Source organism: Streptococcus macedonicus ACA-DC 198 (assembly GCA_000283635.1).
In the GTDB taxonomy this organism is placed as follows: Bacteria; Bacillota; Bacilli; order Lactobacillales; family Streptococcaceae; genus Streptococcus; species Streptococcus macedonicus.
In genome coordinates this window covers 1421819-1438570 of record HE613569.1, presented here as the reverse complement: position 1 = coordinate 1438570, position 16752 = coordinate 1421819, and the positions used below count along the sequence as shown (strand labels likewise).

Here is a 16752-nt window from a genome sequence, read left to right as displayed (position 1 = left end):
AACATATGAAGGGGAGTTGGTACCATGCACATATTGATAGCACCCGATTCATTTAAGGAAAGTTTATCTGCCCTTAATGTGGCAAAAGACATTCAAAGGGGATTTAAAAAAGCACTGCCAAATGCGACCTTTGACTTAATGCCGATTGGCGACGGTGGCGAAGGAACCTTGGAGACCTTAACTGATGGCTTGCACCTAAGGCGTGATAGCCATATTGTTACGGGAGCATTAGGTCAGCCTGTGGAAGCTCACTATGCGACCAATGGTCAATTAGCTGTTTTTGAAATGGCTGACATATGTGGCTTGGAAAAAGTTCCACTTGGTAAGCGCAATCCGTTAACATTAACGACAAAAGGTGTTGGTGAAATGATTGGACATCTTGTTGACCTTGGTATCAAAAAAATCATGATTGGCGTTGGTGGCAGTTCCACTAATGATGGTGGTATCGGAATGGCAGCAGGATTAGGCTATCGTTTCTTTGACGAGTCTGGCCAAAAAGTTGCTGCAGTTGGTGATAATCTTGGAAACATCACAACGATTTCCTATGAAGATTACCATTGGGATTTATCACAAGTTGAGCTAACAATTATTACTGACGTTACCAATCCACTATGCGGTCCTAATGGCGCAACCTATGTTTTTAGTGGTCAAAAAGGACTTGCAAACGAAAAATTTGCAAGTGTTGATAAGGATATGGAGCAATTTTACCAAAACTTCTTCCCAGTAATCCTCGATTTAGCGGGAGCAGGAGCAGGCGGCGGAATGGCAGCAGGGCTAGCTGCGTTTACTGGCGGACGAATTATCTCTGGTATCGACGCAGTCCTTGATATGCTTAACTTTGACCGTCGAGTCCAAGTTGCGGATGTCGTCATTGTTGGTGAGGGACGCATGGATAAGCAAAGCTTGTCTGGAAAAGCCCCTTTTGGCGTTGCTAGTCGTACGCCAAGAGGCAAATTAGTTATTGCCATTTGCGGTAGCTTAAAAGATGATTTGCCAGACTTTCCAGTTGCTAATATTCAAGCAGCTTTTCCGATTATCTCAGGCGTTGATTCTTTGGAAAATACGCTAGCGCAGGCACCTCAAAATCTAGAACGCACCGCCCAAAATATTGGCAATCTGCTAGCCTTTACCAAACGTTAATCTTTATTGAATAATTTTGACCAGAAGCTCTTTTTAGGGGCTTCTTTTGGTTTGTTATGTGCTTGTGGAAAACGTACTGCTAACAGTGGATTGTCAACATTTTCAGCTTGATTCGAATGAACGATAATCCCATAAGGTGAATGCACATTTTTTTCATCAACGATTGTTGCTTGAATTTCAAGATTTTGCGCTATTTTCATATAGTAACATTGGTCGGCAACCGCTAATTTTGGCGAAATTTTGACAAATAACGTGTCATAATCACTCGCTAGATGTTTTAAAATATCCTCGAAACGTGCTTTAGTATCTTCCAAATGACTGTCATCAAGTGGTATTGACAAGACCACACGTTCGGCAAATGTTCCAAAATAGCGTCGTTGTTCATCAGGATTAAGTCGATTTTCCCCTGCAGCAGCATGTAAAACTTTACTTTCTAAATCACTCATACTATTAACCTCGATTATTTCTTAACTTCATTATAAGTTAAATTTATGAAACTGTCATTTCTCAGCCGTAAGCGCATAAAGTATTTTGAAAAAAGGGTATGAAAGTTAAATTGGTTTTTCAAAATTTCTCGTTTTTATTTGCCTAAGTGGCGATATTATGGTATTATTTTAGTGTAAAAATATTAAAAACTCATAAGGAGAGTAAGATAATGTCAATTATTACTGATGTTTACGCTCGCGAAGTCCTTGACTCACGCGGTAACCCAACACTTGAAGTAGAAGTTTACACTGAATCAGGTGCATTCGGACGTGGTATGGTTCCTTCTGGAGCTTCTACTGGTGAACACGAAGCAGTTGAACTTCGTGACGGAGACAAATCTCGTTACAACGGTCTTGGTACTCAAAAAGCTGTTGACAACGTTAACAACATCATCGCTGAAGCAATCATCGGTTTCGATGTTCGTGACCAACAAGCTATCGACCGTACAATGATCGCTCTAGATGGTACTCCAAACAAAGGTAAACTCGGTGCAAATGCTATCCTTGGTGTTTCTATTGCCGTAGCTCGTGCAGCAGCAGACTACCTTGAAGTTCCACTTTACAGCTACCTTGGTGGTTTCAACACTAAAGTTCTTCCAACTCCAATGATGAACATCATCAACGGTGGTTCTCACTCAGACGCTCCAATCGCTTTCCAAGAATTCATGATCGTACCTGCTGGTGCACCTACATTCAAAGAAGCTCTTCGTTGGGGTGCTGAAATCTTCCACACTCTTAAGAAAATCCTTAAAGAACGTGGTCTTGAAACAGCTGTTGGTGACGAAGGTGGATTTGCTCCTAAATTTGACGGAACTGAAGATGCCGTAGAAACAATCATCAAAGCTATCGAAACTGCTGGTTACAAACCAGGTGAAGATGTATTCCTTGGATTTGACTGTGCTTCATCAGAATTCTACGATAACGGAATCTATGACTACACTAAATTCGAAGGTGAAGGCGCAGCTAAACGTACTGCTTCAGAACAAATCGATTATATTGAAGAATTGGTTAACAAATACCCAATCATTACAATCGAAGATGCAATGGACGAAAACGACTGGGACGGATGGAAAGAACTTACTAAACGTCTTGGTAATCGTGTTCAATTGGTCGGTGATGACTTCTTCGTAACTAACACTTCATACCTTGAACGTGGTATCAAAGAAGAAGCTGCTAACTCAATCCTTATCAAAGTTAACCAAATCGGTACTTTGACTGAAACATTCGAAGCTATCGAAATGGCTAAAGAAGCTGGTTACACTGCCGTTGTATCACACCGTTCAGGTGAAACTGAAGATTCAACAATCGCTGACATCGCAGTTGCAACTAACGCTGGTCAAATTAAAACTGGTTCACTTTCACGTACTGACCGTATCGCTAAATATAACCAATTGCTTCGTATCGAAGACCAACTTGGTGAAGTAGCTGAATACCGTGGATTGAAATCATTCTACAACCTTAAAAAATAATCGTTGATATATCAACGTTTTGAGAGTCTATCTATTTTGGATAGGCTCTTTTTTTGTGTATAAAGGATAGCTGAATTCTGTGATTAAAATTTAAAGACTCATTGTCAACTGTAGTGGGTGACTTATAGCTAAGCACGAGAGGAGACGAAATGCGTCTTCTCTTTTTGCATGTTTAAAGCGATAAAGATACGTTTTTTAAAGTTGTCAAAGTTCCTGAATCCAAAGGCATTACGCTTGATGTCTTTGATGAGTTTGTTGGTTGCCTCCAGTTTGGCGTTAGAATAAGGAAGCTCAATAGCGTTTATGACGTGTTGCTTGTGGTGAAGGATAGTTCTCAGAGCTGTTTTAAAGGTTTGATTGAGATGTGGTAAGGCTTCTTCAATCAAGTCAAAGAAGTAGTCAGCGTTTTTCTCTTGCAGGTGGAACAGTAGGAGCTGGTAGAGGTCATAATACCCTTTCAACTCAGGGACAAGGTGGAATATCTCGGTCAAACATTCTTTTGGTGTGAGCGTTTCTCCAAAAGTCCTTGAACGAAAGCTGTTTAGAGAGAGTTTACGACTGTCTTTCAGCACGGATTTCCAGTAGTATTTGAGGGCACGATATTCTAAAGATTTCTTGTCGAACTGTTTCATAAGTTGAATACGTGTGTGATTAAGAGCACGGCTCATGTGTTGAACAATGTGGAAACGGTCAATAACAATCTTAGCTTTGGGAAAGAGCTTAGGAATCATCGGGATGTAGCTGCCAGACATATCAACGGTAACGACTTTCACGCTGTTCCTAGCCTCTTTAGAATACCTGAAGAAATGATTGCGAATGGTTGTTTGTGTCCGATTCTCAAGGATGGTGATGATTTTCTTGGTCTCAAAATCCTGTGCAATGAAGGCAAGCTTTCCTTTTTGATACGAAAACTCATCGATGGAGAGGATTTCAGGCAGACGAGAGAAGTCCTCTTTGAAAGTGAATTCCCTGAGTTTTCGGTGTACGGTAGAGGTTGAAATCGCTAAATCCTGAGCAATGTGTGTTAAGGCTTGACGATTGACCAAGGCTTGCGCGACCTTCTGTCTGAGAGGTTCAGAGATTTGACAGTTTTTCTGTACCAAGCTGGTTTCAGAGACGGTTACCTTACGACAATTCTTGCATTGAAAACGCCGTTTCTTGAGCCTAATAAGACTGGGGAAGCCAGCCACCTCAAGAAATGGTATTTTCGATGGCTTTTGGAAGTCATATTTTATCTGTTTTCCCTGACAGTGATTACAGTTTCCAGGAGCGTAGTCCAGTGTAGCTATCATCTCAATGTGTGTCTTGTGTTTCAAAACTTTGTTCAACGTGATATTTTTGTCTTTAATTCCAATCAATTGTGTAGTATGATAGAGTTGTTCCATATGATGCTTTCTAATGTGAGTTTGGTCGCTTTTCATTATAAGTCATATGGGACTTTTTGTGTATATTCAAAAAGCCCTATAATTCCACAGTGGAGTTACCCACTACAGAAATTATAGAGCTAATTTAAATATGGCTAGAGGTTGTTTAATACCTAATAATCTCTGCTTTAAAAGTGCTTAATTTTTGGTTAAGGTGGCTTTGTTATGGTAATTAGAAAGCTTGGTTATAAAGAAAAAGGACTGCGATAAACTGCAATCCTTTTAAGGTTATTTTTCAAATTCAGCTTTACTTTTAGTATCGGCATATTCTTCGGCGACTTCTTTTGAAAGAATGTCATCGTAACTTGGTAGTGTAATACTAGAACCGTATTTATTTTTTAGAGCTGTTGTCACTAGGCGGTAAGCAAGGTTGGCATTACGTGAGAGGATAGGTCCGTGGAAGTAGCTGCCATAGACATTTTTATAATGAACACCTTCAGTGCCGTCCTCTTTGTTATTACCATTTCCGTAAACACAGATACCAAGTGGTTTTTCGTCATCAGACAAGAATGTTCGACCTTGGTGATTTTCAAACCCATAGTAAGTTTCGTTAAATTCATCGTTATGAATTTTGATATCTCCGATGAAACGATTGTTTTCTTGATTGAGGGTGTAATGCCCCATAACACCAATACCATTGATTTTTTCACCATTGGCTTGAACATAGTATTGACCAAGGAGTTGGAAACCACCACAGATAGCTAGAATGACTTTGTCTTTGTTGATGAAGTCAGCAATGGCTTCTTTCTTACTTGGAAGGTCTTTGGCGACAATAGTTTGTTCATAGTCTTGACCACCACCAAAGAAAACCATATCGTAGTAATCAGCGTCAAAGGTATCCCCTAATGAAACAATGTCAAAGGTCATTTTAGCTCCAAGCTTTTCACCGACATATTTCATCATGAGGATATTACCATTGTCACCATAGGTATTCATCAGATTGCCGTAAAGGTGGGCAACGTTTAACTCATAGTTGTAATCTTTTGTGTTAGGAGATTGTAGCGAAGTGTAAGTCATTTTAATTCATCTCCTTTCCAACGGCATGGCGACTAGCTAGAATTTCTCGGAATTGCAACATAGCGGTATAAGTTGCAAGAATATAGGCGTGCTCAGTTGTTTGTGATTCAATTAAAGCCATAATATCCTCGAGACTTTCGGCTTCGGTGATGTTGTTTTCATCGTAGCCTGTCACACGCAAACGACGAGCAATTTCAGAATGACGAACACCACCTGCAAATGCTTGAGGAATATCCATATCTAAAATAGCCTCGAAGTTAGCATCCCAAATCCAACTGGTGTCAATTCCGTCAGCGTAATTGGCATTGAGTAGGACAGAAAGTGTAAATGGATAAGGGGCTAATTTAATCATATCAAGTGCTTGACTAGCGCCAACTGGATTTTTAATGAGAACCAAGGTACAAGATTTATCACCGATTTTAAAGGTTTCTTGGCGTCCAAAAACGGCGCGACTCTTATCAAAACCAGCTTTAATTTTTTCAGGAGCAACTCCGAAAAATTCAGCAACAGACACCGCAGCAAGAGCGTTATAAATGTTATAGAGACCACCGACGTTGATTTTGTAATCTTGACCGTCAATGACAAATTCAGAAGTTGTATTGGTGATTTTTGTCAATTCTGTCAAGGCATAATCGAGTTTTGGACGGTGGAAACCACAATTGTCACAGACATAATCACCAAGGTTTGCATAGGTGTTCAATTTGTATTTTAGAATTTGCTGACATTGTGGACACAAAATTCCTTCGGTATTATAGTGTGCGAGTTCTGGAGTTTGTTTTTCAGTGTCAAAGCCATAATATTTAACAGGATTTACCACGTTTGTAGAATTAAAAAGTGGGCTGTCTCCGTTGGCTAAGATTGTTGCTGTTGGAGCTTTGGCAGCACCGTCTAAAATCATTTGGTAAGTGGTGTAAATTTCACCGTAACGGTCCATTTGATCACGGAAAATATTGGTGAATACAAAGAGACTTGGTGTGATGTATTCTGTGATTTTTGGCAGACTAGCTTCATCGATTTCAAGCACGGCAATTTTTTTACCAGATTTGGCTTTTTTGGCTGTCAAGAAAGTTGAAGTAATCCCAGTAATCATATTGGCACCGCTTGGATTTGTGACGATTTCACCAAAAGCTTCACGTAAAATCCCAACGGTAAGAGCAGTGGTTAAAGTTTTACCGTTTGTTCCTGTTACCACAACGATTTCATAATCTTTAGCGATATTATCTAAAATATCTTTGTCGAATTTGAGGGCGATTTTTCCAGGCAAAGTTGAGCCACGTCCCATTTTTGAAAGGACAAAGTGAGCTGACTTCCCAGCTGTGATTCCCATAAGTGTGTTTACTTTCATAGAAATATTGTACCACAAAAAGATATATTCTAATAAAGAAAATCTATTTTAAACGTGGTATAATAGAAAGGCAGTTTTAATTAGTTAGAGAAAAGAGATGCATGTATGAGTAATTTTACGGCTATTGATGCTAAATTTTGGGCAACTTTAGTTGAAAACCCATGGACAATTGTCGTTCACATTTTGGATATTTTAATTGTTGCGTATTTTATTTATCGTTTAATCAAAGCCTTTGCGGGTACGAAAATCATGTCCTTGATTCAAGGGGTCGTGTTCTTCATTTTACTAAAGTTTGTAGCTGAATGGATTGGCTTTACAACGATTACTTACTTGATGAATCAAGTCATCACCTACGGTGTTATTGCGGGTGTGGTTATTTTTGCTCCTGAAATTCGTTCTGGTCTTGAGAAATTTGGCCGTTCAACACAAGTTTTCCTACAAACACAGCAAGTGAGTGACGAGGAAAAGTTGGTTGAAGCACTGGTGAAATCTGTGGCTTACATGAGTCCGCGTAAGATTGGAGCTTTGATCGCAATTGAACGCACGCAAACTTTGCAGGAATATATTTCAACAGGGATTCCTTTGAACGCGGATATTTCAAGTCAGTTATTGATTAATATTTTCATTCCCAATACGCCTTTGCATGATGGTGCTGTCATTATCAGAGGCAATAAAATTGTGACGGCTTGTTCTTATCTTCCTTTGTCAGAATCAATGGCGATTTCAAAAAATTTTGGGACACGTCACCGCGCAGCGATTGGTCTGTCAGAGAATTCTGATGCCTTAACGATTGTTGTTTCAGAAGAAACAGGTGGTATTTCAATTACGTCAAAAGGTGAATTCTTACACGATTTGACCAAAGAAAACTTTGAAGCTATTCTTCGAACACAATTAATCACAGAAGTAGAGGAAGAAAACTGGTATCATAAGATTTGGAGGAAGAAACAATGAAGAAATTTTTCAATACTCAATTTTGGTTGGTTATTGTATCCATTGTCTTTTCCATTCTCCTATTTTTAACAGCCGCATCAAGTAATTACACACGGACAGGCTCGCAAGTATCGGGGACAACAGAAACTTATACCCATACTTTGGAGAATGTTCCCATTGATATTAAATATGATACTGATAAGTATTTTATTAGTGGTTATTCTTATGAAACAGAGGTTTATCTGACATCGATTAATCGTGTCAAATTGGATTCTGAGATTAATAGTGATACAAGAAGTTTTAAGGTAGTAGCTGATTTGACAAACTTGGGTGAGGGGACACAGACCGTTCCTTTGCAAGTGACAGATTTGCCGTCAGGGGTTACAGCGACAGCTTCACCAAGTAGCATTTCAGTAACAATCGGTAAAAAGAAAACAAAAACATTTGAAGTTCAAGGTGAAGTAGATTCTAGTCAATTGGCTACTGGCTATGAGTTGAAAAAAGTTTCGACAAATATTTCTGAAGTTGAAATTACAAGTTCGGAATCAATTATTGACCAAATTGACCATGTGGTTGCTAAATTGCCAGAAACAAAAGTATTGGACAGTAATTACAGTGGACGCGTAGCCTTGCAGGCTGTGGCAGCAGACGGCACAATTTTAGCTAGTGCTATTAACCCTTCGAAAGCCAAATTAGAAGTGACCGTGAAAAAATTGACAAAAACAGTTCCAGTAACTGTGAAAACAACAGGAGAGATGAGTGATAAAATCTCTGACATTTCATACAAATTAAGCCAAAGCCAAGTAACGATTTCTGGTAGTCAGGATGCTTTGGATGCGGTGGATGAAGTTGTTGCTAATGTTGATATTGCTAATGTTACAAAAGACACAAGTGTCAGCGTGAATTTATCAGCAAATAATGTGACTGTTGACCCTTCTGTTGTGACTGTTCAGTTGACAGTAACGAAAAAATAATAGATAATAACAAAGATTATATATCAATGAATTAATGATAATTTAAGATGGAAATGTGATTTTTATAATGAAACTATTATTTTAGATTATCTTAGGAAATGAATTTAGTAATGGAGGAAGCGATTTTTCGCTAGTAAAATAATGGGAAAATATTTTGGTACAGATGGTGTTCGTGGAGAAGCCAATATCGAATTGACACCTGAATTGGCGTTTAAATTGGGACGTTTTGGTGGCTATGTTCTCAGTCAGCATGAAACAGGACGTCCAAAAGTATTTGTGGCACGTGACACACGTATTTCAGGAGAATTGTTAGAATCTGCCTTGGTTGCTGGGCTTCTTTCTGTTGGGATTGAAGTTTACAAGCTTGGTGTTCTAGCAACTCCAGGGGTATCTTACCTAGTTCGTACAGAAAAAGCGAGCGCTGGTGTTATGATTTCAGCTAGTCACAATCCTGCATTGGATAATGGGATTAAATTCTTCGGTGGCGATGGTTTTAAATTGGCTGATGACCAAGAAGACGAAATAGAAGCATTACTTGACGCTCCAGAAGATACGCTTCCACGCCCTTCAGCTGAAGGTTTAGGAACATTAGTTGACTATCCAGAAGGACTTCGTAAATACGAAAAATTTCTTGTTTCAACAGGTGTTAGCTTAGAGGGAATGAAAGTTGCGCTTGATACCGCTAACGGAGCTGCATCTGTATCAGCACGTGATGTTTTCTTGGATTTGGATGCTGATATTACTGTTATCGGTGAAAAACCAGATGGCCTTAACATCAATGATGGTGTTGGGTCGACTCACCCGGAACAATTGCAAGAATTGGTTAAGGAATCTGGCGCAGCAGTTGGTTTGGCATTCGACGGTGATAGCGACCGTTTGATTGCTGTTGATGAAAATGGCGGCATTGTTGACGGTGATAAAGTCATGTACATTATCGGCAAATATTTGTCAGAACGTGGACAATTAGCTCACAACACTATCGTTACAACGGTTATGTCAAACCTTGGTTTCCACAAGGCGCTTGACCGTGAAGGGATTAACAAAGCGATTACAGCAGTTGGTGACCGTTACGTTGTTGAAGAAATGCGTAAATCTGGTTACAACCTTGGTGGTGAACAATCAGGTCATGTTATCATCATGGACTATAACACAACCGGGGATGGTCAGTTAACAGCTATTCAATTGACAAAAGTGATGAAAGAAACTGGCAAATCACTTTCTGAATTGGCTGCCGAAGTTACTATTTACCCACAAAAATTAGTGAATGTTCGTGTTGAAAATAGCATGAAGAGCAAAGCCATGGAAGTACCAGCTATCGCTGATATTATCAGTAAAATGGAAGCTGAAATGAATGGAAACGGTCGTATCTTGGTCCGCCCAAGTGGTACAGAACCACTTCTTCGTGTTATGGCAGAAGCTCCAACCGATGAAGAAGTAAGCTACTATGTCGATACTATCGCTGATGTCGTTCGTAAAGAAATTGGAATCGACTAATTAAAATAAATGAAAAAGGATTGAGCAGTGAAGTGACCCCCAAATGTTAGACTAAATATTTAAGTTAAGGATTGAGTTCTGTATTGCACAGGACTTAGTCCTTTTAATGTAAGTTTGATTCGTTTAGTGTTGTAGTAGTTGATATATTCTGAAATAGCTGTTTTCAATGTTTCGAGAGAAGTAAATTCCTTCTCAAACCCATAAAACATTTCTGTCTTCAATGTTCCAAAGAAAGATTCCATCATGCCGTTGTCTAAGCTATTTCCTTTACGCGACATGGACGGTCTCATTCCATGCTCCTCAAGAAAATGATGGTAGTAAGTGTGTTGATATTGCCATCCTTGGTCACTATGTAAAATAGTGTCCTGATAAGTTTGTTCAGGAAAAGCCTCGGAAAGCATTGTTTTAAGTTGTTGTAAGTTTGGCGAGGTAGATAAATTGTATGCAATAATCTCACTGTTAAAGCCATCAAGAACTGGTGATAGATACAATTTTTGATCACTAGCAGGAATTGAAAACTCTGTTACATCGGTATAACACTTCTTAAGTGGTTGGGCAGCTTTAAATTGACGCTTAATGAGATTATCAGCTTTCTTGCCGACCTCACCTTTATAAGAGTTATAGCGACGTTTCGCACGGATTCTAGCTTTCAAACCAAGTTCTGTCATCAGACGTTGAACTTTCTTATGGTTAACTTTATAGCCTCGATTTTTAAGTTCGAGGTGAATTCTACGGTAACCATATCTCCCTTTGTTCTCAGAATAAATATTTTGAATAGCTTCTTTTAATTCTTTGTTTTTATCTACCTGGGTTAGACGTTTAACCTGATAATAGTAGGTTGATCGAGACAACTTCAAAATATTAAGTAGGATTCTTAAATCAAATACATTGATTAGTCCTTGAATGATTTCTGTTGCTCTTTGAGCCTTGCTTCGTCCCTCAATCGGAGTTCTCTCAACTTTTTTAGTACGGCATTCTCCGCTCTAAGGTACTCATTTTCATATTGAAGACGCTCTAATTCAGTCATTTCTTCAAGTTTTTTCTTTGGTTTGCGTCCCATTTTTACAGGTCTCCCTCTTGATTTCTCAAGAATAGTATACCCGTTTTTCTTGTATTGCGCTATCCAATTAGGAAGCATTCCCTTATTTGGTAATCCATAATCTAGAGAAACCTCTAGCTGAGACCTACCTTTCATCAGAACTTCTTTTATGATTTCTTGCTTTAGTTCAGGAGAATAATACCTATTTTTCCTTTTACAAACGCTTTCCAATCCGTGTATATCAATAAGACGGACCATGTATTGAAGGTTATACTTACTAATATTAAATGTTTGACTGATTTTAGACCATGTCCAACCAGATTGTCGTAAGCGATAGATTTCAATTTTATCTTCATAACTTAATTTCATAGAAAAACACCCCAAAAGTTAGATTTGTTGTCTAACTTTTGGGGTGCAGTTCACAGTGGTGCTCTCCTTTTTTGCTTGCTAAGATTTTATTGTATATAATTCATTGGTTATCTCACTTAAAAATGTTATAATAGCGTCATGCTAACAAAACCAACATCAGCTTATGTACATATTCCTTTTTGTACGCAGATTTGTTATTATTGTGATTTCTCAAAGGTATTTATTAAGAACCAGCCTGTCGATGAGTATTTGCAGGCTCTTATTCGTGAGTTTGAGTCTTATGATATTAAGAAGTTGCGTACTTTATATATTGGTGGTGGAACACCAACCTCAATTACGGCAGAACAACTGGAGTACTTGCTGACGAATTTGACAAAGCATTTAGATTTGAGCGTATTAGAAGAATTTACCATTGAAGCAAATCCTGGGGATTTGACGGATGACAAGATTGAAGTGTTGAAGAAATCTGCTGTTAATCGTGTGTCGCTTGGTGTTCAGACTTTTAATGATAAGCAATTAAAGAGAATTGGGCGTAGCCACAATGAATCACAAATTTATTCGACGATTGACCATTTGAAAACAGCAGGCTTTGACAATATTTCGATTGATTTAATTTATGCACTTCCTGGTCAGACGATGGAAGATGTTAAGGAAAATGTTGCTAAGGCGATAGCGCTGGATATTCCTCATTTGAGTTTGTATAGTTTGATTTTAGAACATCACACGGTTTTCATGAATAAAATGCGTCGTGGAAAATTGAATTTGCCCCAAGAGGACCTTGAGGTGGAAATGTTTGAGTACATTATTGCTGAATTGGAAGCTAATGGCTTTGAGCATTATGAAATTTCTAATTTTACCAAGCCAGGTTTTGAAAGTCGTCATAATTTGATGTACTGGGATAATGCGGAATATTATGGTGTCGGTGCTGGGGCGTCTGGGTATTTAAACGGTGTTCGTTATCGTAACCGTGGGCCGATTCAACATTATTTAAAGGCTGTTTCTGAAGGAAATGCTAGGTTGTCAGAGGAGGTCTTGACCAAGGACGAAATGATGGAAGAAGAACTTTTCTTGGGCTTGCGTAAGAAATCTGGTGTTTCTATTGCAAAATTTGAAGAAAAGTTTGGCGTGTCTTTCGAAGAACATTATGGTCAGATCGTGACAGAACTTTGTCAGCAGGGCCTTTTGGTATCAGATGATAAGGTGGTTCGAATGACTAAAAAAGGTCTCTTTTTAGGAGACACGGTAGCAGAGAGATTTATATTGGAGTAATGACATGGGATTAAGTTATCAAGAAAATTATCAAGTACCTTTTTACGAAAGTGACATTAATCACAACATGAAATTGCCGCAACTTTTATCGTTAGTGTTGCAAGTTTCAGGGAAACAGTCACTTAGTCTGGGAATGAGTGATGATTATATTTATCAAACGTACAATCTTGTTTGGATTATCACAGAATATGCGATTGAAATCGAGCGTTTGCCAAAATATACTGAAAATATCGTGATTGAAACGGTACCTACGGCTTATAATAAGCTCTTTTGTTACCGTGATTTTAATGTTTATGGTGAATCTGGTGATAAAATCATGACGATTCATTCGACTTTTGTCCTCATGGATTATGATAGCAGAAAGGTTCACACTGTTATTGATGAAATCGTTGACGTTTATGAGGTTGAAAAGATTAAAAAAATCTATCGTGGTCCTCGTTACGAAAGCTTGGAAAATCCAGAAGAAACAACTTATCACGTTCGCTTTTTTGACCTTGATTTGAATGGTCATGTTAACAATAGTAAATATCTTGAATGGATGTATGATGTGTTGGACGTAGAATTTCTAAAAGAACACATTCCGCATCATATTAATCTTAAATACGTAAAAGAAGTTCATTATGGGCATGATATTAAATCACGTGTTGAAACAGATGGTTTGATAACAAAACATGAAATTGTTACCCAAGGTGCTGTTCATGCACAAGCTCGCATCGAGTGGAAGGAAAAATAATAACTGTTGATGATAAGAAGTGGGTTGATTGGCTTGTTCGTTTGCAATCTTTGGCACAAGTAGGGCTAGCTTATGGTCGTGATAAGTATGATATTGAACGTTTTAAGGAAATTTGAGAGATTTCAGTTGCAATGATGGCTGAATTATCGCAGTTACCAGCTCAGAAAGTGGCTGATTTGTTTGCTAACGAAACGGGCTATCAAACCCCAAAAATCGATACACGCGCAGCTATTTTTCAAGATGACAAGATTTTACTAGTGCAAGAAGCTAATGGGAAGTGGGCGCTGCCAGGTGGTTGGTGTGATGTTGACCAATCTGTGGCGGAAAACACGCTTAAAGAGGTGAAAGAAGAGGCTGGACTTGATGTGCAATTGGAGCGCGAGATTGCTATTCAAGACCGTGAAAAACACAATCAACCAGTTTCTGCTCACAAGATTTGTAAGATTTTTTCATTATGCCATGCCAAAGGTGGGCAGTTTACAAAGAATTTAGAAATGATAGCAAGTGGCTATTTTGCGTGTGACAACCTGCCTGAGCTTGCTGAATCTAAGACAACGAAAGAGCAGATTGTGATGTGCTTTACTGCTTATCACGATGAGAATTGGAAAACACTAATTGACTAAGGACGGTCAGAGACTTTTTAGCTAGAAAGTCTTTTTAGTGTTGTAAAAATGGAGGAAAGAATGACTTATAAAGGCTATTTGATTGATTTAGATGGAACAATTTACAAAGGGAAAAATCGTATTCCTGCTGGGGAACGTTTTATTCAACGTCTGCAAGAACGCAATATTCCGTATGTTTTGGTGACGAATAATACAACTCGCACACCAGAAAAAGTTCAAGAAATGCTTGCGACACAATTCAATGTGCATACACCGCTTGAAACGATTTATACAGCAACAATGGCGACGATTGATTACATGAATGACATGAATCGTGGAAAAACAGTTTATGTGATTGGTGAAACGGGTTTGAAAACAGCTATTGCTGAGGCTGGCTATGTTGAAGATACTGAAAATCCAGCATATGTGGTTGTCGGACTAGATACGCAACTAACTTATGAAATGCTTGCCATTGCAACGCTTGCCATACAAAAAGGAGCAGTCTTTATTGGAACGAATCCTGATTTGAATATCCCAACGGAGCGTGGGTTAATGCCAGGGGCTGGTTCGATTAATAAACTCTTGGAGACTGCAACACGTGTGCAGCCAGTCTTTATCGGCAAACCAAATGCGATTATCATGAATAAAGCTTTGGATGTTCTGGGGGTTAAACGTGAAGAAGCTATCATGGTTGGTGATAATTATTTAACAGATATTATGGCAGGAATTCAAAATGATATTGCTACTTTGCTTGTGACGACTGGTTTCACCAAACCAGAAGAAGTACCTACCCTTCCAGTAAAACCTGACCATGTCCTTGCTAGCTTAGATGAATGGAATTTTGATGAAAAATAAACTTTGGACGTTTAGCACTTGGCTCTGGCTCCTTGCTCTAGCTGTCTTGGTAGCTATTTATGGTGCTTGGCTGATTTACCCTTTGGAAGTTGATTGGCTCAAACTAACCCTTCAAGTCACGATTACAAAAGACGACCTCTTGAAAAACTTTAATATTCTGATGACCTATCTGACCAATCCACTTTCGCACACCCTTTCTATGCCAGATTTCCCGTCATCAACAGACGGGCTCAAGCATTTTCGTGACGTTAAGCATTTATTTCACCTAGCGCAAGCTGTTTTTGTGGTGCTGCTGTATCCGTCTTGGCGTTTTTGGAAAAATAGCAGAGCTGAAAAATCACTTTTTCTACATCAAAGAGCGTTTACTTTAGCAGCTGTTTTACCTGTGCTAATTGCAGTAGCAGGATTGCTGATTGGCTTTGACCAATTTTTTACGCTATTTCATGAAGTGCTTTTCCCTGGTGATTCAACATGGCTGTTCAACCCAGCCACAGACCCAATTATCTGGGTTTTACCAGAGGAATTTTTCTTGCATTGTTTTATCATTTTCTTTGTCACTTACGAAGTTATTATGATTGGCTTAGTTGTCATTGCTCGCCGTCAATTGGCTAAACGTCTGCAAGACCAACAGAAACATCCGAAAACCATTAAGGTAGAAAGGAACGATTAAGATGTCCCTTGCATGGTATTATTGGCTATTATTTGCCGTTTCGTGGCTGTTTGCCATTCTTCTTTGGATTAAATCAACGACTATCCCTCAAAAATGGCTGAAATCCCTCTTTGTGATTTGTGGCTTAATTGCCTTTGCCCTCCCATTTTTCTGGGGTTGGTTGGTGAATTAGAGGGATTATAAAACAGAAAACAAGCGCCTTGAAAACGCTTGTTTTTTAGTATTTTAAAGAGTAAAATAAAATTACTTAGTTTTGTTGAAATTATCTGTAAGGGCACAAAAAAACGCACCCGAATCGGGTGCCAAAATGTGTACGGACAAAGCCTTATTTTAACTTGCTGTGCTGTTTCGAATGGTTCCAAAACTGGTATTTAGGATTTAGCAGGAATAGAATGTCATGAAACTTACTAAAGTTTTAGTGAAAACACCTTTTAATATTTTTCAAAAGTTTTCTTTTATGGTAAAATAAAAACTGAATTTATTTAGATAGGTTGGATTGTTTACATGGAAAAAACTTTCTTTATGATTAAACCAGATGGCGTGAAACGCGGGCTTGTTGGTGAGGTGCTTCACCGTATTGAACGACGTGGTTTTACAATTGAAAAATTGGAGATGCGCATGGCAACCCCAGAATTATTAGAAAAACATTATGCTGATTTGGTTGACCGCCCATTTTTCCCACTAATCGTTGATTTTATGACAAGTGGTCCAGTAATTACTGGCGTTATGTCTGGAAATGAAGTCGTCACTTCATGGCGTACAATGATGGGAGCGACAAATCCTAAAGAAGCTCTTCCAGGGACAATCCGCGGAGACTATGCTCAAGCACCAGACGAAGGTGGCGCAATATTTAACATTGTTCACGGTTCAGACTCACCAGAATCAGTAGAACGTGAAATCGCCCTCTGGTTTGGGGAATAATTTAATAATTTAGTAA

Annotated in this window: 16 protein-coding genes and 1 pseudogene; 12 read left to right on the top strand and 5 right to left on the bottom strand. The window is 38.8% G+C overall.

Annotated elements, in window-relative coordinates; genetic code table 11:
- Window positions 1-24: 24 nt before the first annotated feature.
- Window positions 25-1140, top strand: a complete 1116-nt coding sequence (locus SMA_RS07150) for a glycerate kinase family protein (protein ID WP_014294919.1) — start codon at window positions 25-27, stop codon at window positions 1138-1140.
- On the opposite strand, the gene SMA_RS07145 is transcribed toward SMA_RS07150, so the two are convergent.
- Entirely contained in the window at window positions 1137-1586 is a 450-nt protein-coding gene (locus tag SMA_RS07145) for a DUF1694 domain-containing protein (protein WP_014294918.1), read from the bottom strand. The genes SMA_RS07150 and SMA_RS07145 overlap by 4 nt on opposite strands.
- A gap of 209 nt (window positions 1587-1795) precedes the next feature.
- Here SMA_RS07145 and eno point away from each other — a divergent pair, with 209 nt between their 5' ends.
- On the top strand, window positions 1796-3094 hold the full coding sequence (eno, locus tag SMA_RS07140) for a surface-displayed alpha-enolase (RefSeq protein ID WP_014294917.1): 1299 nt from the start codon (window positions 1796-1798) through the stop codon (window positions 3092-3094).
- A gap of 128 nt (window positions 3095-3222) precedes the next feature.
- Here the strand turns inward: eno and SMA_RS07135 are convergent, their stop codons facing one another.
- The 3 genes from SMA_RS07135 to murT all read right to left on the bottom strand — a co-directional run bounded on the left by SMA_RS07135 (window position 3223) and on the right by murT (window position 6880).
- Window positions 3223-4479, bottom strand: coding sequence for an ISL3 family transposase (locus tag SMA_RS07135; RefSeq protein ID WP_014293928.1), 1257 nt, complete (start codon window positions 4477-4479; stop codon window positions 3223-3225).
- A 267-nt stretch (window positions 4480-4746) separates the two neighbouring features.
- Window positions 4747-5535, bottom strand: coding sequence for a lipid II isoglutaminyl synthase subunit GatD (gatD, locus tag SMA_RS07130; protein ID WP_012962182.1), 789 nt, complete (start codon window positions 5533-5535; stop codon window positions 4747-4749).
- Between the two features lies 1 nt (window position 5536).
- On the bottom strand, window positions 5537-6880 hold the full coding sequence (gene murT, locus SMA_RS07125; protein ID WP_014294916.1) for a lipid II isoglutaminyl synthase subunit MurT: 1344 nt from the start codon (window positions 6878-6880) through the stop codon (window positions 5537-5539).
- Between the two features lie 105 nt (window positions 6881-6985).
- On the opposite strand from murT, the gene cdaA reads away from it, so the two are divergent.
- The 3 genes from cdaA (at window position 6986) to glmM (ending at window position 10278) form a co-directional block, all read left to right on the top strand.
- Window positions 6986-7831, top strand: a complete 846-nt coding sequence (gene cdaA / locus SMA_RS07120) for a diadenylate cyclase CdaA (protein WP_014294915.1) — start codon at window positions 6986-6988, stop codon at window positions 7829-7831.
- Window positions 7828-8784 carry a CdaR family protein gene (locus tag SMA_RS07115; protein WP_014294914.1) on the top strand — a complete coding sequence of 319 codons (957 nt, stop codon included), beginning with the start codon at window positions 7828-7830 and terminating at the stop codon, window positions 8782-8784. Before cdaA ends, SMA_RS07115 begins: the two co-directional genes overlap by 4 nt.
- Window positions 8785-8925: 141 nt before the next feature.
- On the top strand, window positions 8926-10278 hold the full coding sequence (glmM, locus tag SMA_RS07110) for a phosphoglucosamine mutase (RefSeq protein WP_014294913.1): 1353 nt from the start codon (window positions 8926-8928) through the stop codon (window positions 10276-10278).
- Between the two features lie 59 nt (window positions 10279-10337).
- On the opposite strand, the gene SMA_RS11075 is transcribed toward glmM, so the two are convergent.
- Window positions 10338-11686 (bottom strand): IS3 family transposase gene (locus SMA_RS11075; protein WP_115266054.1). Its coding sequence is split into 2 segments (ribosomal slippage): window positions 10338-11245 and window positions 11245-11686, totalling 1350 coding nucleotides; the frame shifts between segments, so codons are not numbered across the junction.
- Window positions 11687-11824: 138 nt separating this feature from the next.
- Between SMA_RS11075 and hemW the strand changes: the two genes are divergently transcribed.
- The 7 genes and pseudogenes from hemW to ndk all read left to right on the top strand — a co-directional run bounded on the left by hemW (window position 11825) and on the right by ndk (window position 16736).
- A complete protein-coding gene (gene hemW / locus SMA_RS07095; protein WP_014294912.1) occupies window positions 11825-12955 on the top strand; it encodes a radical SAM family heme chaperone HemW in 1131 nt (376 codons plus the stop codon).
- A 4-nt stretch (window positions 12956-12959) separates the two neighbouring features.
- A complete protein-coding gene (locus SMA_RS07090; RefSeq protein WP_014294911.1) occupies window positions 12960-13688 on the top strand; it encodes an acyl-ACP thioesterase domain-containing protein in 729 nt (242 codons plus the stop codon).
- A pseudogene (locus SMA_RS07085) lies at window positions 13688-14311 on the top strand (NUDIX hydrolase N-terminal domain-containing protein). The gene SMA_RS07090 and the pseudogene SMA_RS07085 overlap by 1 nt, the downstream one beginning before the upstream one ends.
- A 60-nt stretch (window positions 14312-14371) precedes the next feature.
- The gene (locus SMA_RS07080) at window positions 14372-15145 is read left to right on the top strand and encodes a TIGR01457 family HAD-type hydrolase (protein ID WP_013852052.1); all 774 of its coding nucleotides are present in this window, start codon (window positions 14372-14374) and stop codon (window positions 15143-15145) included.
- On the top strand, window positions 15135-15815 hold the full coding sequence (locus tag SMA_RS07075) for a TIGR01906 family membrane protein (RefSeq protein ID WP_014294910.1): 681 nt from the start codon (window positions 15135-15137) through the stop codon (window positions 15813-15815). Before SMA_RS07080 ends, SMA_RS07075 begins: the two co-directional genes overlap by 11 nt.
- A gap of 1 nt (window position 15816) precedes the next feature.
- The gene (locus tag SMA_RS07070) at window positions 15817-15987 is read left to right on the top strand and encodes a hypothetical protein (protein WP_014294909.1); all 171 of its coding nucleotides are present in this window, start codon (window positions 15817-15819) and stop codon (window positions 15985-15987) included.
- A gap of 332 nt (window positions 15988-16319) precedes the next feature.
- A complete protein-coding gene (gene ndk, locus SMA_RS07065) occupies window positions 16320-16736 on the top strand; it encodes a nucleoside-diphosphate kinase (RefSeq protein WP_014294908.1) in 417 nt (138 codons plus the stop codon).
- Window positions 16737-16752: the final 16 nt, after the last annotated feature.